The sequence below is a fragment of the Streptomyces sp. NBC_01474 genome, from assembly GCF_035918215.1.
In the GTDB taxonomy this organism is placed as follows: domain Bacteria; phylum Actinomycetota; class Actinomycetes; order Streptomycetales; family Streptomycetaceae; genus Streptomyces; species Streptomyces aureus.
In genome coordinates this window covers 1,075,930-1,099,959 of sequence record NZ_CP109449.1, presented here as the reverse complement: position 1 = coordinate 1,099,959, position 24,030 = coordinate 1,075,930, and the positions used below count along the sequence as shown (strand labels likewise).

At 70.3% G+C, this 24,030-nt stretch carries 17 protein-coding genes; 7 read left to right on the top strand and 10 right to left on the bottom strand.

Going from position 1 to position 24,030, the window contains the following annotated elements; genetic code table 11:
• Window positions 1-130 precede the first annotated feature (130 nt).
• The 5 genes from OG758_RS05325 to OG758_RS05305 all read left to right on the top strand — a co-directional run bounded on the left by OG758_RS05325 (window position 131) and on the right by OG758_RS05305 (window position 5,069).
• Window positions 131-1,879, top strand: coding sequence for an IlvD/Edd family dehydratase (locus OG758_RS05325; RefSeq protein ID WP_326708860.1), 1,749 nt, complete (start codon window positions 131-133; stop codon window positions 1,877-1,879).
• 33 nt (window positions 1,880-1,912) lie between these two features.
• Entirely contained in the window at window positions 1,913-2,866 is a 954-nt protein-coding gene (locus OG758_RS05320) for a dihydrodipicolinate synthase family protein (protein WP_326708859.1), read from the top strand.
• A 112-nt stretch (window positions 2,867-2,978) separates the two neighbouring features.
• Window positions 2,979-3,698, top strand: a complete 720-nt coding sequence (locus OG758_RS05315) for a FadR/GntR family transcriptional regulator (protein ID WP_326708858.1) — start codon at window positions 2,979-2,981, stop codon at window positions 3,696-3,698.
• Between the two features lie 70 nt (window positions 3,699-3,768).
• Complete coding sequence (locus OG758_RS05310) at window positions 3,769-4,932, top strand: pentapeptide repeat-containing protein (protein WP_326708857.1); 1,164 nt, start codon at window positions 3,769-3,771, stop codon at window positions 4,930-4,932.
• On the top strand, window positions 4,929-5,069 hold the full coding sequence (locus OG758_RS05305; RefSeq protein WP_326708856.1) for a hypothetical protein: 141 nt from the start codon (window positions 4,929-4,931) through the stop codon (window positions 5,067-5,069). The genes OG758_RS05310 and OG758_RS05305 overlap by 4 nt, the downstream gene beginning before the upstream one ends.
• A 60-nt stretch (window positions 5,070-5,129) precedes the next feature.
• Here OG758_RS05305 and glgB read toward each other — a convergent pair whose 3' ends face one another.
• The 5 genes from glgB to OG758_RS05280 all read right to left on the bottom strand — a co-directional run bounded on the left by glgB (window position 5,130) and on the right by OG758_RS05280 (window position 13,123).
• Window positions 5,130-7,391 (bottom strand): 1,4-alpha-glucan branching enzyme, encoded by a 2,262-nt coding sequence (gene glgB, locus OG758_RS05300; protein ID WP_326708855.1) that lies wholly within the window; start codon window positions 7,389-7,391, stop codon window positions 5,130-5,132.
• 63 nt (window positions 7,392-7,454) lie between these two features.
• Complete coding sequence (locus tag OG758_RS05295; protein ID WP_326708854.1) at window positions 7,455-8,825, bottom strand: maltokinase N-terminal cap-like domain-containing protein; 1,371 nt, start codon at window positions 8,823-8,825, stop codon at window positions 7,455-7,457.
• Window positions 8,826-8,880: 55 nt separating this feature from the next.
• On the bottom strand, window positions 8,881-10,593 hold the full coding sequence (gene treS / locus OG758_RS05290) for a maltose alpha-D-glucosyltransferase (protein WP_326708853.1): 1,713 nt from the start codon (window positions 10,591-10,593) through the stop codon (window positions 8,881-8,883).
• A complete protein-coding gene (locus tag OG758_RS05285; protein WP_326708852.1) occupies window positions 10,590-12,599 on the bottom strand; it encodes an alpha-1,4-glucan--maltose-1-phosphate maltosyltransferase in 2,010 nt (669 codons plus the stop codon). Before OG758_RS05285 ends, treS begins: the two co-directional genes overlap by 4 nt.
• Window positions 12,600-12,850: 251 nt before the next feature.
• The gene (locus tag OG758_RS05280; RefSeq protein WP_326715814.1) at window positions 12,851-13,123 is read right to left on the bottom strand and encodes a DUF5133 domain-containing protein; all 273 of its coding nucleotides are present in this window, start codon (window positions 13,121-13,123) and stop codon (window positions 12,851-12,853) included.
• 304 nt (window positions 13,124-13,427) lie between these two features.
• Between OG758_RS05280 and OG758_RS05275 the strand changes: the two genes are divergently transcribed.
• Entirely contained in the window at window positions 13,428-14,003 is a 576-nt protein-coding gene (locus OG758_RS05275; protein ID WP_326708851.1) for a pep a2, read from the top strand.
• Between the two features lie 172 nt (window positions 14,004-14,175).
• Window positions 14,176-16,305 carry a glycogen debranching protein GlgX gene (gene glgX, locus OG758_RS05270; protein WP_326708850.1) on the top strand — a complete coding sequence of 710 codons (2,130 nt, stop codon included), beginning with the start codon at window positions 14,176-14,178 and terminating at the stop codon, window positions 16,303-16,305.
• Window positions 16,306-16,357: 52 nt separating this feature from the next.
• Here glgX and OG758_RS05265 read toward each other — a convergent pair whose 3' ends face one another.
• The 5 genes from OG758_RS05265 to OG758_RS05245 all read right to left on the bottom strand — a co-directional run bounded on the left by OG758_RS05265 (window position 16,358) and on the right by OG758_RS05245 (window position 24,026).
• Window positions 16,358-19,372, bottom strand: coding sequence for an alpha-mannosidase (locus OG758_RS05265; protein ID WP_326708849.1), 3,015 nt, complete (start codon window positions 19,370-19,372; stop codon window positions 16,358-16,360).
• A 121-nt stretch (window positions 19,373-19,493) separates the two neighbouring features.
• Window positions 19,494-20,765 carry a glycoside hydrolase 5 family protein gene (locus OG758_RS05260; RefSeq protein ID WP_326708848.1) on the bottom strand — a complete coding sequence of 424 codons (1,272 nt, stop codon included), beginning with the start codon at window positions 20,763-20,765 and terminating at the stop codon, window positions 19,494-19,496.
• A 61-nt stretch (window positions 20,766-20,826) separates the two neighbouring features.
• Window positions 20,827-21,747: a carbohydrate ABC transporter permease gene (locus OG758_RS05255; RefSeq protein WP_382060051.1), complete on the bottom strand. Its 921-nt coding sequence runs from the start codon at window positions 21,745-21,747 to the stop codon at window positions 20,827-20,829.
• Window positions 21,744-22,658, bottom strand: coding sequence for a carbohydrate ABC transporter permease (locus OG758_RS05250; protein ID WP_326715812.1), 915 nt, complete (start codon window positions 22,656-22,658; stop codon window positions 21,744-21,746). The genes OG758_RS05255 and OG758_RS05250 overlap by 4 nt, the downstream gene beginning before the upstream one ends.
• 75 nt (window positions 22,659-22,733) lie before the next feature.
• The gene (locus OG758_RS05245; RefSeq protein ID WP_326708847.1) at window positions 22,734-24,026 is read right to left on the bottom strand and encodes an ABC transporter substrate-binding protein; all 1,293 of its coding nucleotides are present in this window, start codon (window positions 24,024-24,026) and stop codon (window positions 22,734-22,736) included.
• Window positions 24,027-24,030 lie beyond the last annotated feature (4 nt).

Here is a 24,030-nt window from a genome sequence, read left to right as displayed (position 1 = left end):
GGATCCGCGTCGATCCTCTGGACACACCGGGACCGTATCGTGATTTGATAGCACCATTAAAGGGCTGCGTCAGACACGGCTTGATCACGGCCGCGGTGACGGCGCCGGCATCACACCGGAAGGACCACACATGGCCGCGCTCGAACCCACGCCCGCCGACAGCGAGGCGCCGCTGCGCTCCCGCGCCTGGTTCGGCGACGGCGGCAAGAACGGCTTCATCTCCCGGCACCATCTGCGCGCGATGGGCCGCGGCGGTCACAACTTCGACGGCCGCCCGGTCATCGGCATCTGCAACACGTTCTCCGAACTGACGCCCTGCAACGGCCACCTCCAGCTCATCGCTGACGCCGTGAAGCGCGGCGTCCTCCAGGCCGGCGGCTTCCCCCTCGAATTCCCCGCCATGTCCCTGGGCGAGCCGTTCCTGCGCCCCACCTCGATGCTCTACCGCAACCTCGCCGCGATGGAGATCGAGGAACAGATACGCGCCAACCCCCTGGATGCCGTCGTCCTGCTCACCGGCTGCGACAAGACCACCCCCGCCGCCCTCATGGGCGCCGCGAGCGCGGGCGTCCCCGCGATCGTCTTCACCGGCGGTCCGATGCTCAACGGGCGTTTCCGGGGCCGCAACGTCGGCTCGGGTACGGACATCTGGCGCATGACCGAGGAACTGCGGGCCGGGACCATCACCCAGGAGGAGTTCACCGAGTTCGAGAGCTCCCTCAACCGCAGTGCCGGTCACTGCATGACGATGGGCACCGCCTCCACCATGGCGTGCCTGACCGAGGCTCTCGGCATGATGCTCCCCGGCGGCTCGGGCCTGCCCGCGGTCGACGCACGCCGCGGCACCCTCGCCGAGGAGACCGGCGCCCGCGCCGTCGCACTCGCCGGCGGCGACCTCACCCCGGGGCGCATCATGACGCGCGCCGCCTTCGAGAACGCCATCCGGATCAACGCGGCCATCGGCGGCTCCACCAACGCCGTCGTCCACCTCCTCGCCATCGCGGGCCGCCTCGGTGTGCCGCTCGCCCTCGACGACTTCGACCGTCTCGGCGCCGAACTCCCGCTGCTCATCGACCTGATGCCGTCGGGGCGCTTTCTCATGGAGGAGTTCGCGTACGCCGGCGGACTGCCCGCGCTCGTCAACGACCTGCGCGACCGGCTCCACCGCGACACGGTCACCGTCACCGGACGCGGCCTCGTCGACAACTGCGAGGGCGCGCAGGTCCACGACCGCGAGGTGATCCGGCCCATGGACCGTCCGGTGCAGCCCGCCGGCACCGGCACCGCCGTCCTGCGCGGCAACCTCGCGCCGAACGGCGCCGTCATCAAGCAGTCGGCCGCCGACCCGAAGCTGCTCAGCCACACCGGGCCCGCGCTCGTCTTCGACTCGCTGGAGGACTACCTCGCCGTCGCCGAGGACCCCGACCTGGACGTCACGGCCGACACCGTCCTCATCGTCCGCAACACCGGCCCCAAGGGCTACCCCGGTATGCCCGAGGTCGGCAACCTCCAGCTCCCGAAGAAGCTCCTGGACGCCGGGGTGCGCGACATGGTCCGCATCTCCGACGCCCGCATGTCCGGCACCGCCTTCGGCACCTGCGTCCTGCACGTCGCGCCCGAGGCCGCGGTCGGCGGCCCGCTCGCCCTCGTACGCACGGGGGACGACGTACGCCTCGACGTGCCCGCGCGACGCCTCGACGTACTGGTCGAGGACGCCGAACTGGAGCGGCGCCGCAGCGAGTGGCAGCCGCCGGCGCCGCCCGCCGACCGTGGCTGGACCTACCTCTACACCCAGCACGTCACCCAGGCCGACACCGGCGTGGACCTCGACTTCCTGGTCGGCGCCAGCGACTCCGCCCCGCCCCGCCAAGCGTTCTGAGGGCCTGTCATGAGTACTGAAGAATCAGAGAAGTTGACGAAAGAATCAGAGAAGTTGACCAAGGACGTCGACTCCCTCGTCCGCGGTGTCTCACCCGTACTCGAAGTCCCCTTCCACGACGACGGCGCCCTCGACCCCGACGGTTTCGTCACGGTCGTCGACCGTGTCCTCGCCACCGGCGTCGGCTCCGTGATGTTCCCGGGCTTCGCGAGCGAGTTCCACAAGCTCACGGCGGGCGAGCGGGACCTGCTCACCGGTCTTCTCCTGGAGCGCACGCGCGGCCGGACGGACGCCGCCGCGATCGTGTCCGTCCCCGACCACGCCACCCGGCACGCCGTCGCCCAGGCCGTCAGCGCCGCCGAGCGCGGGGCCGACGCGGTCAACGTCCTGCCGCCGCACTTCCTCGGCCCCTCACGGGACGCCGTGCTCACCCACGTACGGTCGGTGCTCGCCGCCGTGGACCCGCTGCCCGTCGTCGTCCAGTACGCCCCCGCCCAGACAGGCACCGCCCTGGACGCACCCACCCTGCACACCCTCGCCGCGGAACACCCCAATCTCCGCTGGGTGAAGGTCGAGTCGGCCCCGCCCGGACGCCTCATCGCGGCGCTGGCCCAGGGAGAGCGCCCGCTGCCCGCCCTGGTCGGATACGCCGGACTCCAGCTCCCCGACGCCCTGCGCCGCGGCGCGATCGGCGTCCAACCGGGCTGCTCCTTCACGGAGTTGTACGTGGAACTGTGGCGCCGCTGGGAGCGCGGCGACGAGACCGGCGCCGTCGCCCTGCACACCCGTATGACGCCGTACCTCTCCTACTGGATGCAGGGCGTCGAGCTGATCGTCGCGGCGGAGAAGGAGATATCCGTGCGCCGCGGCTGGTTCGGCTCCCCGCACTGCCGGGCACCCGGGCACACCCTGGACAGCGAGGAGATCGCCACGATCGACCGGTTCTGCGCCGAGTTCGCCGAAATGGTGCCTGAGCTGCTGCGATGATGCCGCGGGCACGTCGCACCCGGTGCTCCGATTCCCGCCGGAGGTGTGACAATCGACAACGCACCGGACGGGATCACCGGCACCCGATGCACACGACGACACAGGGAGTGGCGTGGAACTTCAGGGCCTGCACGGGCAGGTGGTCGACCGGATCGGCCTGTCCCTCGCGGCGGACGAGATCCGCGCCGGGGAGGTCCTGCGCCTGGAGGACGTCCAGGAGCGGTACGGCGTCTCGCGCACGGTCGCGCGCGAGGCCGTGCGAGTGCTCGAGTCCAAGCGGGCGGTGACCAGCCGCCCGCGCATCGGCATCACGGTTCGCCCGATGCCCGAGTGGAACCTCTACGACCCCCAGGTCATCCGCTGGCGCCTCGCCTCGCCCCGTCGCGACGTCCAGCTGCGCGAACTGGCCGAGCTGCGCGCCGCGGTGGAGCCCTCCGCGGCGGCCCTCGCCGCGGCGAGCGGTGACGCGGAGGCCCGGCAGGCGCTGTCGGAGCACGCCCGCGCCATGGCGAACGCGGCCCGGGCCGGCGACAGCGCAGGCTTCGTCGAGGCGGACGCGGCCTTCCACCGAGCGCTGCTCGGCGCATCGGGCAACGGCATGTTCGCGCAGCTCGCGGAGGTGACGGAGGAACTCCTCGTGGCCCGCCGCGAGCTGTCCCTGATGCCGCACGACATCGACATGGCGGCGGTGCACCGCCACCAGGAGGTGGCCGAAGCGGTAGCCGCGGGCCGCTCGGCCGAAGCGGCGCAAGCAGTGACGGCCATCGTCAACGCCGCCCACAGCGAGGTCGAAGACCTCCTGGCGGGCGGATCCTGCGGGTACGGGGTCTGAGGGGAGGCGCAACAGAGGCGCAACCAGTCCCCTTGATCGCTTACTGGGCGGCGCCTAGGCTCTGATGCCCATGGGGACGGGGGAACAGGGCAACGGGCGGCAGGCGTGGCGCGACCGGTTGACCAGGCGTCGTGGAGCCGCAGCGCTACTGGCCGGGGCGGCGGGGCTGGTCGTTCTGGGCGCGGTGTTCGTCGTGCTGCCGGGGCTGGTGGTCGACCACGATCTCGCCGGGGCGAGCGTCTCCGCGCAAGACCGCCTGAAGGCGGTGAACGATGTCCGTACGGCGCTTCTGCAGGCGGTCGGCGGTCTCGTCGTACTCTTCGGCGCCTACGCGACGTGGCGGCAACTGCGGGTGAGCCAGGACGGTTTGCGTGCCACCCAGGAGGGCTACGTGACCGACCGGTTCAGCCGGGCGGTCGACCAGCTCGGCAGCGACAAGCTGGACGTGCGCATCGGCGGGCTGCACGCGCTGTGGCGGATCGCGGAGCAGTCGGCTCGCGATCGCGAGGCCATCATCTCCATCCTGGCCGCATATCTGCGTACGCACCTGCCCTGGCCGCTCACCGGGCCGGAATCGCCGGCGGCGGACGTACCCATCAACGACATCGTCCCCCTGGAGACCCGCGCAGCCGACACTCAGGTGGCGCTGACCGCGCTCGGCGTCCTGTGTCAGCACCGGGAGCAGTCCTGGGTCAATCTCAGCAGCACCGACTTGCGACGGGCCGACTGCGACGGCCTGTGGTTCCCCGAGGTCAACCTGGACCGCGCCTGCCTGGAGGCGGCGGGCCTGTACCGCGCCAATCTGACCCAGGCGTCGCTGGTCTCGGTCAACCTGCGCCACACCGACCTCTCGACTGCGGTTCTCCGCCGGGCTCGCTGCGCCCTGGCCGACCTGCGGGGCGCGAAGCTGGTCGAAACCGACCTGCGTGACACCGACTTCACCGAGACCGACCTGCGTGAGGCGAACCTGCGCAAGGCCGATGCCCGCGGCGCGGTGTTCCGCCACGCAGACCTGCGCATGGCCGACCTGCGCGGCACCGACCTGACGACCGCCGACCTCGCCGAAGCACGCCTGACCGGCGCCGTGGCCAGCGAGCAGACGCGCTGGCCCGCCGGCTTCGACCACTCGGCCGCCGGCGTCGTCGACACCGATGACCCCGGCCCCGAGCCCTCGCCCCTGCTCCAGCCACCAGCGATGACGTGGCAGGCACCGCCGCTGCGGTCCACTCCGTGACTCCACGGGGCCGCGTCGGGGATCGCACCCCACACTGCCACGGCGCGCCCTACGAAGACTCCGAGTGGGCCCTCTACGACATCCGCGCCGCTCCCATCGAGATCCACGACCTCGCCCCCGGCACCCCGAACTGGTGAAGGCCGTGGGGCCGCCGCCCTGCGTGAGACGGCGGCCTTCGAGTGACGTCTCGACGGTCCTCAGGCAGGACGCAGCCACACCGTCGCCAGAGGCGGCACTGTCAGACGGAGTGAGACGGGCCGGCCGTGGCTCGGTTCCGGGTTCGGCTTGAGGACACCGGAGTTGACGATGTCGCTGCCGCCGTACCGCGCCGCGTCCGTGTTGAGGACCTCGGACCAGCCGGGCACCGAGTCGGGCACGCCGAGCTGGTAGTCCTCGCGTACCGCCGGGGAGAAGTTGCACACGGCCAGCAGGGGAGTGCCGTCCGCCGCGAACCGCAGGAACGCGAGGACGTTGTCGTCGGCCGCGTCCGCCGTGATCCACGAGAACCCGGCGGGCGTGGTGTCCCGTTCCCAGAGGGCAGGAGCGGCCGCGTACTCGTGGTTGAGGTCACGCACCAGGTCGAGGACTCCACGGTGGTCCGCCTCGGCGACGTAGGCCGGGTCGAGGAGCCACCATTCCGGGCCGTGCGCCTCCGACCACTCGGCTCCCTGAGCGAACTCCTGTCCCATGAACAGGAGTTGCTTGCCGGGGTGGGCCCACATGAAGCCCAGGTACGCGCGGTGGTCGGCGCGCCGCTGCCACCAGTCGCCGGGCATCTTCGACACGAGGGCGCGCTTGCCGTGCACCACTTCGTCGTGCGAGAGGGGAAGGAGGTAGTTCTCGCTGTAGGCGTACACCATCGAGAACGTCAGCTCGTTGTGGTGGTACTTGCGGTGCACGGGCTCGTGCACGATGTACGCCAGCGAGTCATGGCTCCACCCCATGTTCCACTTCAGGCCGAAGCCGAGGCCTCCGAAACCGCCGGGGCCGGTGTGGTGGGTCTGCCGCGTGACGCCGTCCCAGGCGGTCGACTCCTCGGCGATGGTGACGACACCCGGGCAGCGCCGGTACACCGTCGCGTTCATCTCCTGGAGGAAGGCCACGGCGTCGAGGTTCTCGCGGCCGCCGTGCTCGTTCGGCGACCACTGGCCTTCCTCGCGGGAGTAGTCGAGGTAGAGCATGGAGGCCACGGCGTCGACCCGCAGGCCGTCGATGTGGAACTCCTCGCACCAGTACACGGCGTTGGCCACCAGGAAGTTTCGGACCTCCTTGCGGCCGTAGTCGAACTCGAGGGTGCCCCAGTCGGGGTGCTCGGCGCGGCGCGGGTCCTGCGGCTCGTACAGGGCGGTGCCGTCGAAGCCCGCCAGCGCCCAGTCGTCCTTCGGGAAGTGGGCCGGCACCCAGTCCACGATCACGCCGATCCCCGCCTGGTGCAGGGTGTCGACGAGGTGGCGGAAGTCGTCGGGGGAGCCCATGCGGGACGTCGGGGCGTAGAAGCCGGTGACCTGGTAGCCCCACGACCCGCCGAAGGGATGCTCCGCCACCGGCATGAACTCGACGTGGGTGAAGCCCAGATCGCTCACGTAGGAGGCGAGCTGGTCGGCGAGCTGGCGATAGTTCAGTCCCGGGCGCCACGACGGCAGATGCACCTCGTACACCGAGAAGGGCGCCTCGTGCACCGGACGCTGCCCGCGCCGCTCCATCCACGCAGCGTCCCCCCACGTGTGGGACGACTCCGTCACGACGGACGCGGTCGCGGGCGGCACCTCCGTACGCCGGGCCAGGGGGTCCGCGCGCACGGTGTGCGAACCGTCGGGGCGGGTGATGTCGAACTTGTACAGCGTGCCCTCGCCGATGCCCGGCAGGAACAGCTCCCACACGCCCGACGAACCGAGCGACCGCATCGGGAACGCGGTGCCGTCCCAGGCGCAGAAGTCACCGCAGACGCGCACGCCCCGGGCGTTCGGCGCCCACACCGTGAACCGGGTGCCCGCGACCCCTTCGTGCGTCATCGGCTGGGCACCGAGAGCGGTCCACAGCTCCTCGTGCCGCCCCTCGCCGATCAGATGCAGGTCGAAATCCCCGAGCGAGGGCAGGAAGCGATAGGGATCCTCGACCTCTCTCTCGTCCCCGTCGTACGTCACGAGCAGCGTGTACGCGGGAATCGCGTCGAGCGGCAGCACCGCGGTGAACAGACCGTCACCCTCGTCGCGCAACTCCACGCGCCGGCCCTCGAACGACACGGCGACGGCCTGGGCGTACGGCCGCAGCACCCGGAACGCGACACCGCCGTCCACCGGGTGCGCGCCCAGCACGGAGTGCGGGTCGTGATGCTCACCCCACAGGAGACGTCCGTGGTCCGACCCGTCCAGCGCGGGGGCGGGCGGGACGGTGAGGCGACCGGGGCCGAGCTTGCCGGGCTTGGCAGTCTTGGGGGCGGAGGTCTTGCGAGCTGCCACGGTTTTGTCTCCTCGGGCGGGATGGGTTTCGGCAGGCGGACGGCGGGGTTGCCGCCGCCTGGTTCAACGGGGTTCGGCGAGGCGGCTGATCGCCGCCATCGGCACGGGCAGCCAGTCGGGCCGGTGCCGCGCCTCGTACAGGACTTCGTAAAGGGCCCGGTCCGTCTCGTAGGCGCGGAGCAGGTCGGGTTCCTCGCGCGGGTCCGACTTCGACTCGGCCGCGTAGCCGGCGCAGTACGCGTCCCGGCAGCGCAGCGACCACTCCGGCCGCCAGGGCAAGCGGGTGCGGGCCGCGTAGTCGAAGGAGCGGAGCATGCCCGCGACATCGCGGACGGGGGACTGCGCGTGGCGGCGTTCGGCGAGCGGGCGGGCCGGCTCGCCCTCGAAGTCGATGACGAACCACTGCTGCCCCGACCACAGCACCTGCCCCAGATGGAGGTCCCCGTGGATGCGCTGCGCGGGCCGCGCCGAGTCGACGAGCGCGAACGCGTCGAACGCGGCCCGCAGCCCCGGCGCGTGCGGGAGCAGCGCGGGCACGGAGCGGGCCGTGGAGTCGAGGCGCTCGGTCATCGCGGCGGCTAGGCGCCGGTTGCGGTGGGGCTCAGGTGCGTCGACGGGGAAGGCCGCGGTCAGCGCGAGATGGACCTCGGCGGTCGCCCGCCCCAGTTCGTACGCCTCCTCGGTGAAGTCCCTGCCGGAGGAGAGCGACCGGAGCGCGAGGGTCCAGCCGTCGTCCGCGTCGGGCAGGAACGGCTGGAGGACGCCGAGTGTCGCCTGCTGGGGCTGCGATGTACGGAACCAGGCCACGGGTCCCGGCACGCAGGTGCAGCCCTGCCGGGCGAGCGCCTGCGGCACCTCCAGATCCGGGTTGACGCCGGCCTGGACGCGCCGGAAGACCTTCAGGATGTACGAATCCCCGTACACCAGCGATGTGTTGGACTGCTCGGCGTCGAGGACGCGCGGTGTGAGCCCCGCGGGCACGGTGACCTGCGGGTCGCGTTCGAAGCGCAGAGGGCCCGCCGCGCCCGGGTGGCGCAGCCGCTCGAGGAGCAGCCCGGCCGAGCGGGGCTCCTGGAGGGCGTCGTACACCATGAGGCCGGTCAGCGGGCCCTCGGTCGCGCGGCCGATGAAGGCGGGCGCGAGAGAGGGTGGCAGCATCTCCCGTACACCGAGCAGGAGTTGGTAGAGATTGTCGGCCGGGGGCGTGCCCGAACCGGAGCGGGTCACCTGCTCGGCGTGTTCGGCGCGCACCAGCAGGTGCAGGCAGCCCGGGTGCAGCTCGGTCATCGAGGCCAGGGTCAGCCCGGTGACGGGCCGGCCCTTTCCCGCGAACCAGCGCTGCCGGGGCAGCCATTCGTGGAGCAGACCGGCGAGTGAGTTCAGCAGCAGAGAGGGGCTGACGCCGGTCGGACTCTGCAGTGCGGCCTTGGGCATGGCGACGACTCCTTTCGAGGGCGGACAGACGGTCCCAGGGGTGTGGGGCCGCCGGTCACCACGCGGTGCTGACGGCTTCCTTGCGGAGCCGGAACCAGTAGAAGCCGTGGCCGGCGAGGGTCAGCAGGTACGGGAGCCGGCCGATGGCGGGGAAGCGGACGCCACCGATGAGCTCGACCGGATGGCGGCCGTCGAAAGCCTGGAGGTCGAGTTCGGTGGGCTGGGCGAAGCGCGAGAAGTTGTGCACGCACAGCACGAGGTCGTCCTTGTACTCGCGCAGGAACGCGATCACCGCCGGGTTGGACGAGGGGAGTTCGGTGTACGAGCCGAGGCCGAATGCTTCGTTCTGCTTGCGGATCTCGATCATGCGCCGGGTCCAGTGCAGGAGCGAGGACGGGGACGACATGGACGCCTCGACGTTCGTGACCTGGTAGCCGTAGACCGGGTCCATGATCGTGGGCAGGGAGAGGCGGCCCGGGTCGCAGGACGAGAAGCCCGCGTTGCGGTCCGGGGTCCACTGCATCGGTGTACGGACGGCGTCGCGGTCGCCGAGCCAGATGTTGTCGCCCATGCCGATCTCGTCGCCGTAGTAGAGGATCGGCGAGCCCGGCAGGGAGAGCAGGAGTGCGGTGAAGAGCTCGATCTGGTTGCGGTCGTTGTCGAGGAGGGGCGCGAGGCGGCGGCGGATGCCGATGTTGGCGCGCATCCGCGGGTCCTTGGCGTACTCCGCGTACATGTAGTCGCGCTCTTCGTCGGTGACCATTTCGAGCGTGAGTTCGTCGTGGTTGCGCAGGAAGATGCCCCACTGGCAACTCGACGGAATGGCGGGGGTCTTGGCCAGGATTTCCGAGACCGGGTAGCGCGACTCCCTGCGCACGGCCATGAAGATGCGCGGCATGACCGGGAAGTGGAACGCCATGTGGCATTCGTCGCCGCCGGAGGTGTAGTCGCCGAAGTAGTCGACCACGTCCTCGGGCCACTGGTTGGCCTCGGCGAGCAGCACCGTGTCCGGGTAGTGCGCGTCCACCTCGGCACGTACGCGCTTGAGGAAGGCGTGGGAAGCGGGGAGGTTCTCGCAGTTGGTGCCTTCCTCGGCGTAGAGGTAGGGCACCGCGTCGAGCCGGAAGCCGTCGATGCCCAGGTCCAGCCAGAAGCGCAGCGCGGCGAGGATCTCCTCCTGGACGCGCGGGTTCTCGTAGTTGAGATCCGGCTGGTGGGAGAAGAAGCGGTGCCAGTAGTACTGCTGGCGCACCGGATCGAACGTCCAGTTGGAGGACTCTGTGTCGACGAAGATGATGCGCGCGTCCTCGTACTGCTTGTCGTCGTCGGCCCAGACGTAGTAGTCGCCGTACGGCCCGTCGGGGTCCTTTCGGGACTCCTGGAACCACGGGTGCTGGTCGCTGGTGTGGTTCATGACGAAGTCGATGATCAAGCGCATCCCGCGCTGGTGCGCGGCGTCGACGAACTCCACGAAGTCCGCGAGATTTCCGAACTCGGGCAGGACCGCCGTGTAGTCGGAGACGTCGTAACCGCCGTCCCTTAGCGGGGACTTGAAGAACGGTGGCAGCCAGAGGCAGTCGACGCCCAGCCACTGGAGATAGTCCAGCCTGGACGTGATGCCCTTGAGGTCGCCGACCCCGTCGCCGTTGCTGTCCTGGAAGGAGCGGACGAGGACTTCGTAGAAGACGGCGCGCTTGAACCAGTCGGGGTCCCTGTCCTTGGTGGGGGTGTCCTCGAAGGTGTCCGGGACGGGCTTGTTGACGATCATGTGGTGGGTGACCCTCCGGTGGGCGGTGAGGACGGTCGCAGGACGGTGAGGATGTGCGCGGGCGCGCGGCCCGGTTCCAGGCGCACATAGTTCGTCCTGCCCCATTGGTATGTCTCGCCGGTCAGCTCGTCGCGGACCGGCACGCTCGCGTGCGCGTCGAGTCCGAGCTGAGGCAGGTCCAGAGAAACCGTCGCCTCCTGGGTGTGGTGGGGGTCGAGGTTGACGACCACCACGACCGTGTCGGGGCCCGAGCGCTTGCTGTACGCGATCAGCGCGTCGTTGTCGGTGATGTGGAAGTGGAGGTTCCTGAGGAGGCGCAGGGCGCCGTGGTTCCGCCTGACGCGGTTCAGGGTGGTGATGAGCGGGGCGATGGAACGCCCCGACCGCTCGGCCGACTCCCAGTCACGCGGCCGCAGTTCGTACTTCTCCGAGTGCAGATACTCCTCGCTGCCCTCGCGGACCGGCGTGTTCTCGCACAGCTCGTACCCGGCGTACACCCCCCAGGTCGGGGAGAGCGTGGCCGCGAGCACGGCACGCACCTCGAAGGCGCGGCGGCCGCCCTTCTGGAGGTAGCCGGGCAGGATGTCGGGCGTGTTCACGAACAGGTTCGGACGCATGTAGGCGGCCGTGTCCCGGGAGAGCTCCGTGAGGTACTCGGTGAGCTCCTGCTTCGTGTCGCGCCACGTGAAGTACGTGTACGACTGCTGGAAACCGGCCTTGGCGAGCGCCCGCATGATGGGGGGCCGGGTGAAGGCCTCGGCGAGGAACACCACGTCCGGGTCGCTGCGGTTGATGTCGGAGATCACCCGCTCCCAGAACACGACGGGCTTGGTGTGCGGGTTGTCGACGCGGAAGACGCGGACCCCGTGACGCATCCAGAAACGCAGGATCCGGGTCGTCTCCTCGATCAGCCCCAGCATGTCCTGGTCGAAGGCGATCGGGTAGATGTCCTGGTACTTCTTCGGCGGGTTCTCCGCGTACGCGATCGTGCCGTCCGGCCGGTGATGGAACCACTCCGGATGCTTCTCCACCCACGGGTGGTCCGGCGAGCACTGGAGGGCGAAGTCCAGCGCGATCTCCAGATCGAGTTCCGCGGCCCGGCGCACGAAGGCGTCGAAGTCGTCGAGGGTGCCGAGGTCGGGGTGGATCGCGTCGTGACCGCCCTCGGGTGAGCCGACCGCCCACGGCACTCCGACATCCCACCGGTCGGCCGACAGACTGTTGTTCGGCCCCTTGCGGAAGGTGGTGCCGATGGGGTGGATCGGCGGCAGGTAGACCACGTCGAAGCCCATGGCGGCGACGGCGGGCAGGCGCTCGGCCGCCGTGCGGAAGGTGCCGCTCACCGGCCGCTCCCCGTCGCGGACCACGGCGCCCTCGGAGCGCGGGAACATCTCGTACCAGGCTCCGTACAGCGCCCGTTCGCGCTCCACGAGCAGGGACATGGGCGCCGAGCGCGAGACGTGTTCGCGCAGCGGGTGCTCCGCCAGTGCGGCGGTCACGTCCGGCGCGAGGGCCGCGGCGTGCCGGGCGGCGGGCGGCCTGCTCTCGTCGCGCAGCGCGTCCACGGCCGCGAGCACCGCGTCCCGTCCAGCCCGTTCCGGGACGCCGGCGGCGGCCCGCTCGTGCAGCGCGGCGCCCTCCTCCAGGATCAGCTCCGTGTCGATCCCGGCCGGGACCTTGATGCCGGCGGACCGGCGCCACGAGGACACGGGATCGCCCCACGCCTCCACCGTGTACGTCCAGTTGCCCACGCCCGTCGGGGTGACGTCGGCGCCCCAGCGGTCGCTGCCCGGGGACAGCTCGCGCATCGGGGTCCACGGGCCCGGCCGGTCGTCGGGGCCGCGCAGCACGACATTGGCGGCGACCGCGGCATGGCCCTCGCCGAAGAGCGTGGCGGAGACCTCGAACGTCTCGCCCGGGACCGCCTTCGCCGGACGCCTGCCGCAGTCGACGGCCGGGAGTACGTCCACGATCGGGACGCGGCCCGTCACCGTGCCTGGGTTCATCGGTTGCACCTCCGCCGCGCTCGAGGCAGGCCCGCTCTCGGTCGGGGGCCCACCGGGTTCACATGCGCCACGGGACGCGCCGTCACTCGCGCACCAGTTGGCCCGGCGCGCGGCCGGGCACAGCAGGCTGTCATCGACGGGCTGCGTCCCTCCGGCGACACGCTACGGGAGCCGACCGGGCTCGGCCTGTCAGGAAATGTCCTGGTTCAGGCGTGTCGGCCGGCGTCCCGCTCCTGCCGGACGGTCCGGCCTCACCGCCCGCTGAGGGCGGCGACCGCGACCGCGGGTGCCGCGAGCGGCGGTGCGGCCATCGGTGGATGCTCCACGCCGGGGCGGAGATAGCGTTCGGCCGCGTCGGCGGCCTCCCGCCCGCAGCGTTTCCCCATCAGCACGCACAGCGTGTAGGCCGTGTCCTCGAAGTGGGCCCGCACTTGGCGGTCGGCGGGTGCCGCGAGCCGCAGGCGTTCCCATGCGCGGTACTGCGCCAGACGACTGGCGACTTCGGTTTTGGTAGGCAGCAACATGTCGCTGTTCACTTCCCACTCTTGGAGCGCACGGTGCACCGGGTCGGTGCGCGGGGGCCGTGCACGGAGAGGTACCGAACCGTTACTCCGATCGGTACTCCGTCCCATGGTGCATTTGGCGGCACTTCCCGTCCTGTTGGAGCTTCGATGACGCCGGAAGCGGCTCCTCGTGTTGCACGAATGGAGTAGCGCTCTCATGCTGGGGCTGACTCAGGAGCGATCAGTGCTCACGCTACGTGTTCGGGGTACGGCCCGTAGGGGGCGAACGTCGGGCGGGAGCTTCGCCGGTGAGGAGCCGAAGACGATGAATACCGCAGTGCCCTGCTACTACCACCTCGACGTCGAGGTCAGCTCGGAGCGTGTCTCGCAGGTCAGGCGCATTCTGGCCGCCCACCTGCGGTACTGGAAGCTGGACATTCTCGTCGAGCCCGTCTGCCGCGGCGTCGAGGTGCTGCTTCACACGATCGACGAGCACGCCACGGACAAGAACACCACCGTCGAGATGTGGTGGAACGGCCAGCACCTGATCACCGCGGTGTCCGACCACGAGCGTGACCTGCCGGGCCCGCACTACGCCCCCCAGGGATGCCTCGCGGAGATCGCCGCGCTGAGCGACGGCTGGGGCGGCTGCGCCACGGCCACGGGAAAGATCATCTGGTTCTCCCGCCGTGCCCGTCTCGGCGAGCGCTCCCCGCTGGTCCCCGTCGGCCCCGCGCCGCGCATCGGCGAGGCGCTCGAGATGCCGCGCGAGGTGCCGGTCCCGGCGTTCGCGGGCTCAGCGGTCACGGACCCGCTCGTGGCCGCCGCCCCGGCGGCCCGCGCACGCGGGCCCGAACTGTCCGTCCCACGCAGGGTGGTACGCCCGACGCCGGCGATGTGACATCAGCACCGCGCCCCGTCCGGAGCGCCTCGCACCGGGCCACGGTCTGCTCCGGCAGCCGCGGCCCGGCGGCATGTCAGGACGGCGGCACACGAGGGCCGGGCGCGCGGCAGTCGGGGTGCGGGCGGCGCGGTGACGACACCGACTCCAAGATCATCCGTACGGTGGCCGGATGCTCACCTGGACCGGACGCCCCTATCCCCTCGGCGCGGCATTCGACGGCGACGGAACGAACTTCGCCCTGTTCACGGAGGTCGCCGAGCGCGTCGACCTCGTCCTCCTCCACGACGACGGCACCCACGACACGGTCACCATGACCGAGGTCGACGGCTTCGTATGGCACTGCTATCTGCCCGCCGTCGGCCCCGGCCAACGCTACGGCTACCGGGTGCACGGCCCGTGGGACCCGGCGGCGGGCCACCGCTGCAACCCCGCGAAGCTGCTCCTCGACCCGTACGCCACCGCCGTCGACGGGCAGATGGACAACGACCCCTCACTCTTCGAGCGGACGGCCGGCGGACCGTCCCCGGCCGACAGCGCGCCGCACACCCTCGTCGCCGTGGTGACCGACAGCGCCTTCGACTGGGGCAACGACCGCCCGCCCCTGCGCCCGTACGCCGACACCGTCATCTACGAGGCCCACGTACGCGGCCTGACCCGCACCCATCCCAAGGTCCCCGCGAAACTGCGCGGTACCTACGCGGGCCTCGCGCACCCGGCGGTCATCGAGCACCTGACCTCGCTGGGCGTGACCGCGGTCGAGCTGATGCCGGTGCACCAGTTCGCGCAGGACGGATTCCTGCGCGACCAGGGTCTGTCGAACTACTGGGGCTACAGCACGATCGGCTTCTTCGCCCCGCACAACGCGTACGCCGCCCAGGGCAGCCGCGGCGGGCAGGTCACCGAGTTCAAGTCGATGGTGAAGGCGCTGCACACGGCCGGCCTCGAAGTGATCCTCGACGTCGTCTACAACCACACGGCGGAAGGCAACGAGAACGGCCCGACGCTCTCCTTCCGCGGCATCGACAACGCGTCCTACTACCGGCTCGTCGACGGCGACCCGGCGCACTACTACGACACCACCGGCACCGGGAACAGCCTGCTGATGCGGCACCCCAGCGTGCTCCAGCTCATCATGGACTCACTGCGGTACTGGGTCACCGAGATGCACGTCGACGGCTTCCGGTTCGACCTCGCGGCCACCCTTGCCCGGCAGTTCCACGAGGTGGACCGGCTCTCCGCCTTCTTCGACCTCATCCAGCAGGACCCGGTGATCGGCCGCGTCAAGCTCATCGCAGAGCCATGGGACGTCGGCGAGGGCGGCTACCAGGTCGGCAAGTTCCCGCCCCAGTGGTCGGAGTGGAACGGCAAGTACCGCGACTCCGTACGGGACTTCTGGCGCTCCGGCGAGAACACCCTCGCCGAGTTCGCCTCCCGGCTCACCGGCTCCTCCGACCTCTACCAGCACGACAGCCGCCGCCCGCGCGCCAGCGTCAACTTCGTCACCGCCCACGACGGATTCACCCTGCGCGACCTGGTCTCGTACGACGACAAGCGCAACGAGGCCAACGGCGAGAACAACCGGGACGGCGAGAGCGCCAACCGGTCCTGGAACTGCGGCGCCGAAGGCCCCACCGACGACGAAGGCGTGCTCGAACTGCGCGGCCGGCAGCAGCGCAACCTCCTCGCCACGCTGTTGCTCTCCCAGGGCATCCCCATGCTCGCCCACGGCGACGAACTGGGCCGCACCCAGCAGGGGAACAACAACGCCTACTGCCAGGACAACGAGATCTCCTGGACCGACTGGCGCATGAACGAGGACCAGCGCGAGCTGATGGAGTTCACCCGGCGCACCATCGCCCTGCGAGCCGCCCACCCGGTGCTGCGCCGCCGCCGCTTCTTCCGCGGTGACACGCACACCCACGAGGGCCAGCCCCTGCCCGACCTCGTGTGGCTGCGCCCGGACGCGCGCGAGATGACGGACGACGACTGGCAGCGCGGTGACGCCCACTCGGTGGCCGTGTTCCTCAACGGAGACGCCATCGCCGAGCCCGATCCGTACGGGCGGCCGGTGGTCGACGACTCGTTCCTGCTGCTTCTCAACAGCTACTGGAAGCCGGTCCGCTTCCACCTCCCTGAGGCCACCTACGGCGAGCGGTGGACGACCCGGATCGACACCGCCGATCCGCAGGGCGTCGCGGACGAGACGGAACACAAGCCGGGCACCGACCTACTGGTCGAGGCGCGCAGCCTGGTCCTGCTGTCCCGGGAGGCCAGGACGGCACGCGGCGCGGCGGGCTGAACGCGCCGTCCGGTGGGCCGGTTCCGTGACCGGCCCACCGGACGACACCTGCTCAGGCCCGCTTCAGACGCAGCGTCACCAGCTCGAAGGGGCGCAGCGTCAGCGTGATCCGGTCGCCGTCACGTTCCGGGTCCGCCGCGTCGGCGAGCGGCCGCTCAAGGAGGTCCGTCGCCGCCGCGGCGGCGATCTCGAAGCCCGCCGTGAGCGTGGCGCGCACCCGTCCGCCGCGGGACTCGTGGAAGCGGACCACCACGTCGCCGCTGCCGTCGTCGGCCAGCTTGACCGCCGTCACCACCACCGCGTCATGGTCGACGCCCACCAGCGGAGCGACCTCGCCGGAGCCGGTCACCTGCCGCTCCGGCAGGTTGATCCGGTAGCCCTCACGGACCGCGTCGCCGATGGCCGCGCCCGGCACCAGCGCGTGCCGGAAACGGTGCACGCCCTGGTCGGTCTCGGGGTCGGGGAAGCGCGGCGCGCGCAGCAGCGAGACGCGGACGGTGGTCGTCGTGCCCGAGTCGCTGTCCCGCACGGTACGCGTCACGTCGTGGCCGTACGTCGAGTCGTTCACGAGCGAGACGCCCCAGCCGGGCTCCTCGATGTGCACGAACCGGTGGTTGCACGCCTCGAACTTGGCGGCCTCCCAGCTGGTGTTGGTGTGCGTGGGCCGGTAGAAGTGCCCGAACTGCGTCTCGGACGCGTACCGCTCGGCGTGGATGTCCAGCGGGAACGCCAGCTTCAGGAACTTCTCCGTCTCATGCCAGTCGACCTCCGTGTCGATCCCGAGCCGCCGCTCACCGGCTGCCAGCGAGAGGACCTGGGTGACGCGCGAGTCGCCGAAGGTGCGCACGATCCGCACCGAGGTGCCGTCTCCCGGAGCCACCTCGTCGGCGTCCACCAGATCCGTGACCGTGTTGCGGTAGAACTCGTCGACGTCCCACGCGTCCCACATGTTCGGGAAGTCCGGGTGGATCTGCAGCAGGTTCGCGGCCCGGCCCGGCGCCACGGTCTCGCGGCCCGCGACGAGGTCGTACGCGGACACGACCAGACCCCGGGCATCGACCTCGACCCTCAACAGCCCGTTCTCCAGGATGAATCCGCCCGCCGCGCGCGAAGCGATCGCGACCTCGCCCTCGACGACCGGGGTGCGGGCGCCGCCCGCGGGCACGCCGTCGTGGGTGTGCGGCGCGGAGTTGAAGACGAGCGTCCCCGAGCCCTCACCGGCCAGCGCGCGCTGGGCCGCGCCGATGATGCCGTTCAGCTCCTCCGCGACCCGCTCGTACGTCCTGCGCGCCTCGCGGTGCACCCAGGCGATCGACGAGCCGGGCAGGATGTCGTGGAACTGGTGCAGCAGCACCGTCTTCCAGATCCGGTCCAACTCCTCGTAGGGGTAGGGGAATCCCGCCCGCACCGCAGCGGTCGCCGCCCACAGCTCGGCCTCGCGCAGGAGGTGCTCGCTGCGCCGGTTGCCCTGCTTCGTCCTGGCCTGGCTGGTGAGTGTGGCGCGATGGAGTTCGAGGTAGAGCTCGCCGACCCAGACCGGCGGGTCCGGGTACTCCGCCTCCGCCTTCTTGAAGAACTCCTCCGGCGTCTCCCACACCACCTGCGCGGACCCTTCCAGGTCGCGAAGGCGGGCCGCCTTCGCGACCATCTCGCGGGTCGTGCCGCCGCCCCCGTCACCCCAGCCGGTCGGCGCGAGTGAGTGCCGGGCGACCCCCTTGTCCTTGAAGTTCTTCGCCGCGTGGGCGATCTCGCTGCCCTTCATGGAGCAGTTGTACGTGTCCACAGGCGGGAAGTGCGTGAAGATCCGGGTGCCGTCGATGCCCTCCCACTGGAACGTGTGGTGGGGGAACTTGTTGGTCTGCGACCACGAAATCTTCTGCGTGAGCAGCCACTTGGAGCCCGCGGCCTTGATGATCTGCGGCAGCCCCGCGGCGAACCCGAAGGTGTCGGGCAGCCACGCCTCGTCGTTCTCGATGCCGAACTCGTCGAGGAAGAACCTCTTGCCGTGCACGAACTGACGGGCCATCGCCTCCGAGCCCGGCATGTTGGTGTCCGACTCCACCCACATGCCGCCCGCCGGCACGAACCGGCCGTCGGCGACCGCCTTCTTCACCCGCGCCCACACCTCGGGCCGGTGCTCCTTGACCCAGGCCCACTGCTGGGCCTGCGACATCGCGAAGACGAAGTCGGGCTCGTCCTCGAGGAGCGCCGTCATGTTGGACGTGGTCCGCGCCACCTTGCGTACCGTCTCGCGCAGCGGCCACAGCCACGCCGAGTCGATGTGCGCGTGGCCGACGGCGCTGATGCGGTGCGCCGACGGGACGGCGGGAGCGGACAGGACGTCCGTCAGCCGTTCGCGGGCGGCGGCCGCCGTGCCGTTCACGTCCTGGAGGTCGACCGCGTCGAGGGCGCGCTCGACGGCGCGCAGGATGTCGTAGCGCCGCGCGGACTCCACCGGCAGCTCGGCCATCAGCTCACCGAGCACTTCGAGATCCATGACGAGCTGCCACACGGTCTCGTCCAGGACCGCGAGATCCATCCGCGCCAACGTGTACTGCGGCTCGCTGCCCGCGGTCTCCTTGTCGCCCAACTGCGTGGGCTGGAAGGGGTGGTAGTCGAGAATGACCGGGTTGGACGCGGCCTCGATGTGCAGGCGGACCTCCTCGCCGCCCTCCACCGGGGCGCCGATGCGCACCCACTGGTTGCGCGGGTTGAGCCCCTTCACCGGGGTGCCGTCCGGGCGGTAGACCAGGCCCTCGCACTGGAAGCCGGGCATGTTCTCGTCGAAGCCGAGGTCGAGGATCGCCTCGACGGTCCGGCCCGCCCAGGCATCCGGCACGGTGCCCGTCACGCGGAACCAGCAGGTGGCCCACGGAGCGCCCCAGCGCGCGCCCACCGCGATCGGCTCGGGCGTCGCCGCGAGCCCTTCGGCGACCGGCACCGGCTCACCCGGCGCGTTCCACACCGCGACCTCCAGCGGCACGGACTCGGGATACACGGCGGGTCGGATGCGCTCGTCGAGGACGCGCTTGAGACGGGCTTCGACCAGCGTGCGGTCGTCATGCATGAGGGGTACTCCGTAAGGTCCGAGGTGCGGGTGGTTACCAGGCGGGGGGGCGGACGGGACGCTGTACAACTCCCCGACGCGGCGCACCTCGAATCGTGCGGTCCGCATCGGGGACGATCCATTACGGCGCCGTGTCGACGGTCCGCGTGACATGGTCCGGTGTGACCACTTCGGTGATGCCGCGCGAGGCCAGATGTTCCTTGTCGTCGGCGCGGCTCGCGAGGACCGTGGTGGGCCTGACCCCGTCGGCAGTGAGCCGGGCGAAGGCCTCGAAGACGGCGCCACCGGGGGCACATACCGAGCGGCGCGGGGCGGACTCGTCGTCACCGGCGTCGACGACGAGCGCGGTGGTGCGGGGCGCGGGCGTACGGGGATGGGCGCGCCGGTCCGAGACGATGCGGGCGAGCGCCTTCGCGGCGGGCTTGGGCTGCCGATCGCTCGTCAACAGGCCGAGGCTGTACTCGAGTTCGGGGAAGTCGGCGAGGTCACGGCTGACGTCGTGCGAGCACCACCAGGTCACGCCCCACAGGTCCGGGCAGTCGAGAGCGTTCTCGACGGTCGCCTCGGTGAAGTGCGCCGCGTGCTCGGCCGGGACGAGAGGCGCGGGCGCGCCGACCTCCTGGAGCCAGACGGGCCGGTGCGGATCGCCGGCCCAGGCCTTGGACAGCTCGACGAGGTATGCGGCATGGTGCTCGGTCGCCGTCCCGGTGCGGCCGTGACGCTGCGCCGTACCGTTGAACACCCACGAATGCACCGCGGTGAGAGCGCCGAGCCGTGCCGAGTGCGTGGGCGTGAACGGCTGGTCGTCCTGGTACCAGGCGGCGTCGTACGAGGCGTGCAGATGGGTCCTCCCCGGCGCTCCCTCCTCGCACGCGGCGAGCACCCGACGCAGCCAACTCCCTGCCTGTTCCTGCGTGATGCGGTCCGGGTCGGGGTGCGGGCCCGCCGCGAACTGGTTGACCTCGTTGCCGATCGTCATGCCGATGAAGTTGGGCCGGTCGGCGAGCGCCCCCGCGAGGGTGCGCAGATACGCCTCCTGGCCCTTGACCACATCAGGGTCGGTGAAGAGGTTCCGCCTGTGCCACGTCTGTGTCCATGCGGGCAGGAAGTCGAAGCTCGACAGGTGGCCCTGCAGACCGTCCACGTTCACGTCGAGCCCGCGTTCGGCCGCCGCGTCGGCGAGCTGGACGAGCTGCTCGACGGCGCGCGGGCGGATCAGGGTGCGGTTGGGCTGGAAGTAGGGCCACAGCGGGAACACCCGGATGTGGTCGAGGCCCAGTGCGGCGATCGAGTCGAGATCGGCGCGCACGGCGTCGAGGTCGAAGTCGAGCCAGTGGTGGAACCACCCCTGGCTGGGGGTGTAGTTGACGCCGAAGCGCACGGCAGAAGTCATGCGGAGTCCTGGTTCTGTGGTACGTGGGGGCCTCGGTGACGAGATGTCCGCGGGACGGGCGTCAGCCCTTGACGGCTCCCTCGCCGACCCCGCGGAAGAAGTACCGCTGGAGACAGGCGAAGAGGATGATCAGCGGAGCGACGGCGATGATCGTGCCGGCCGCGACGATCCGCTCGTCGTTGGCGAAGGTGCCGTGCAGGTAGTTCAGGCCGATGGTCAGGGTGAACTTCGCCGGGTCGCTGAGCACGATGAGCGGCCACAGGAAGTCGTCCCAGGCGCCCATGAACGCGAAGATCGCGACGACCGCGAGGGTGCCCTTCACGGACGGCAGCGCGATCCGCAGGAACCGCTGCCAGGCGTTCGCCCCGTCGACGTAGGCCGCCTCCTCGATCTCGTAGGGCAGGTTGAGGAACGCGTTGCGCATCAGCAGGACGTTCATGGCGGCGATGCAGCCCGGCAGGACCACGCCGACGAGCGTGTTGTTGAGGCCGAGTTCGCGCATCGTCGTGAACTGCGCGATGACGATGCTCTCGACGGGCACCAGCATCGCGAGGATGAACACGAGGGTGGCGATCTTGCGGCCGCGGTAGCGCAGCCGGGCGAGCGCGTAGCCCGCGAGCGCGGAGCCGACGCAGTTGGTGACCACGTTGGCGGCGGCGACCTTCAGGGAGTTGAACGCATAGTCCCAGACAGGGATGGTGTCGGCGACGCGTTCGTAGTTGTGGAGCGTGGGGTCGGCCGGCAGGAACGTGGGCGGGGAGCTGAAGATGTCCTCGTGCGTCCCTTTGAGCGAGGTGGACAGCTGCCAGAGGAAGGGCCCGACGGTGATCGCGAGCACGGCGAGCAGCAGCGCGTAGCGCAGCACGAGCTCCCAGACACGGATGCGCCGGCCGTTCTCGTCGGTGATGCGCGGCGCACGGCGCCGCCGAACGGGCTCGCGTGGCGGGTCTGTTGTGGCGCGGACGTCCTCGGTGACGCTCACGCGTCCTCCTTCCGGTCGGCGCGCAGCACGAGCAGCATCAGCGCGACGGTGACGACGAAGACGACGACGGAGATCGCCGAGGCGTAGCCGACACGGCCGGTCAGGCCCGTGCCGGTGCGCTGCACGAGCATCACGAGCGTGGTGTCCTCGCCCGCGGGGCCACCGTTCGGCCCCGCCATCAGATAGACCTCGGAGAACACCTTGAAGGCGGCCACCGAGGAGAGCGCGGCGACCAGGACCATGGTGGAGCGCACGGCGGGCACGGTGACGGTGAAGAAGCGGCGCACCGCGCCCGCACCGTCCACCGAGGCGGCCTCGTGCAGCTCGCGCGGCACGTTGGCCAGCGCCGCCAGGTAGATGATCATGTAGTAGCCGAGGCCCTTCCAGACCGTGACGGCCATGGCGCTCAACAGGAGCAGCCACTGGTCGCTGAGGAAGCCGACCCTGCCGATGCCCACGGCTTCGAGCAGTGAGTTCACCAGCCCGCGCTCGTCCAGCATCCACACCCAGATGAGGCCGACCACGACGATGGACGCGACCACCGGCGTGTAGAAGGCCGACCGGAAGAAGGTGATGCCCGGGATGTTCTTCTGGACGAGGAGGGCGAGCAGCAGCGGGAGGAGTACGAGGGCGGGGACGACCCCGACCATGTACAGGACGCTGTTGCGCAGCCCCGTCCAGAACATGTCGTCGTGCAGCAGCTCCCGGAAGTTGGCCAGGCCCACGAACTCGCCGGGGATCAGGGTCCGCCGGTCGGTGAAGGAGTTGACCACGGTGGAGACGAACGGATACAGGATGAAGACGGCGACGACCAGCAGCCCGGGGGCGGCGAACAGCCATGGGCTGGTGGGCAGATGGCGCCTTACGCGGGAGGCCGGCCGCTCGCCCGAGGTCTTCGAGGGTCGCGTCACCTCGGTGTTCGCCGAGGTCTCGGCGGCGGTCTTCACGGTCGGAAGGGGACTCGTCATGATGTACGGCTCCGGGGCTCAGCCCTGCTGCTGGAGCAGCCGGTCGCAGGCCTTGACAGCGTTGTCAAGAGCGGTCTTGGGACTCTCCTTGCCCTGCAGGGCCTTGGCGACGGAGTTCCGCAGCTCGGTCTTCATCTGCTCGCTGAACAGGACCGGCGTGTAGTTGACCGCGGACTTCAGGGAGTCGGCCGCGGCGATCCGCACCCGTGTCTCGTCCGAGCCGTCCTGCTTCGTGAAGTACGGGTCGTCCAGGGAGCCGGCGGTGCTCGGGAAGATGGCGACCTTCTTGGCGAACTCCATCTGGTGCTGTGCGTCGGTGACGTAGTGCGCGAAGGCCACGGCCGCGGGCTTCTGCTTGGAGCGCGAGTTCACCATCACGCCCATCACGTACATGTTCACCTTGCCGGTGCTGGTGATCTGGTCCGTGATCCCGATGTTCTTGTAGAGGCTCGGGGCCTCCTTCTTGAACTTCGACAGGTCGAGCGCGCTGCCCGGGTTCATCGCCACGGCCCCGGTCAGGAACTTCTTGCCGGTCGACTCGGGCGTCGCGGTCAGGGCCTGCGGGTCGAGCGCCTTCGCGTCGTACAACTCCTTGTACTTCGTCAGGAGTTCGACACCCTTGGCGTCGTTGAACGCGAAGCCGTTGCCCTCCTTGTTCATGAGCGGGGCGCCGTAGCGGCCGAAGTCCTCGATGGTGGGGACGTTGGCGAGCGTGGCCACCTTGCCCTTGCTCTTCCTCGCGAGCTGGAGCGCGTCGTCGAACAGCGCGTCGTACGTCTTCGGGGGCTTGGACGCGTCGAGTCCGGCCTTCTTGAACAGGCCCTTGTTGTAGAACAGCGGTCCGGTGTTGAGGTACCAGGGGAAGGCGTACGTGCCGTCCATGCCCGGTATCTGGTGGCTCGCCCAGGCGCCCGGCAGGTACTCCTTCTTGTACTTTGGCGCCGCCTTGTCGAGATCGAGCGCGAGGTCGGCCTTGGCGAGCGGGGCCACGAGGTCGGGGGAGACGTTGACGACGTCGGGCAGCGTGCCGCCGGCGGCGTCCGCGCTGATCTTGTCGGCGTAGCCCTCGCCGGGCTGGTCGATCCACTTCACATGGGTGCCGGGGTACTTCTTCTCGAAGTCCTTGACCAGGCCGTCGAAGTACGGCTTGAAGTTGGCCCTGAGATTCCACGTCTGGAACGTGATGCTGCCTTGGATCTTGCCCGAGGCGTCCGTCGAGCCGCTGTCGTCACCCCCGGAGCCGCACGCGCTCAGCGGCAGGACGACAGCGATGGCGGCGGCAGCGGCTAGTGCTCTGCGAGAGATGGGCACGGTG

Bases quoted from the DNA above. Each gene is read 5' to 3' on its own strand.
- OG758_RS05260 (WP_326708848.1), bottom strand. From the start codon at position 20,765: ATGACTTCTGCCGTGCGCTTCGGCGTCAACTACACCCCCAGCCAGGGG.
- OG758_RS05310 (WP_326708857.1), top strand. From the start codon at position 3,769: ATGGGGACGGGGGAACAGGGCAACGGGCGGCAGGCGTGGCGCGACCGG.
- glgX (WP_326708850.1), top strand. From the start codon at position 14,176: ATGCTCACCTGGACCGGACGCCCCTATCCCCTCGGCGCGGCATTCGAC.
- OG758_RS05325 (WP_326708860.1), top strand. From the start codon at position 131: ATGGCCGCGCTCGAACCCACGCCCGCCGACAGCGAGGCGCCGCTGCGC.
- treS (WP_326708853.1), bottom strand. From the start codon at position 10,593: ATGATCGTCAACAAGCCCGTCCCGGACACCTTCGAGGACACCCCCACC.
- OG758_RS05275 (WP_326708851.1), top strand. From the start codon at position 13,428: ATGAATACCGCAGTGCCCTGCTACTACCACCTCGACGTCGAGGTCAGC.
- OG758_RS05265 (WP_326708849.1), bottom strand. From the start codon at position 19,372: ATGCATGACGACCGCACGCTGGTCGAAGCCCGTCTCAAGCGCGTCCTC.
- OG758_RS05285 (WP_326708852.1), bottom strand. From the start codon at position 12,599: ATGAACCCAGGCACGGTGACGGGCCGCGTCCCGATCGTGGACGTACTC.
- OG758_RS05295 (WP_326708854.1), bottom strand. From the start codon at position 8,825: ATGCCCAAGGCCGCACTGCAGAGTCCGACCGGCGTCAGCCCCTCTCTG.
- OG758_RS05280 (WP_326715814.1), bottom strand. From the start codon at position 13,123: ATGTTGCTGCCTACCAAAACCGAAGTCGCCAGTCGTCTGGCGCAGTAC.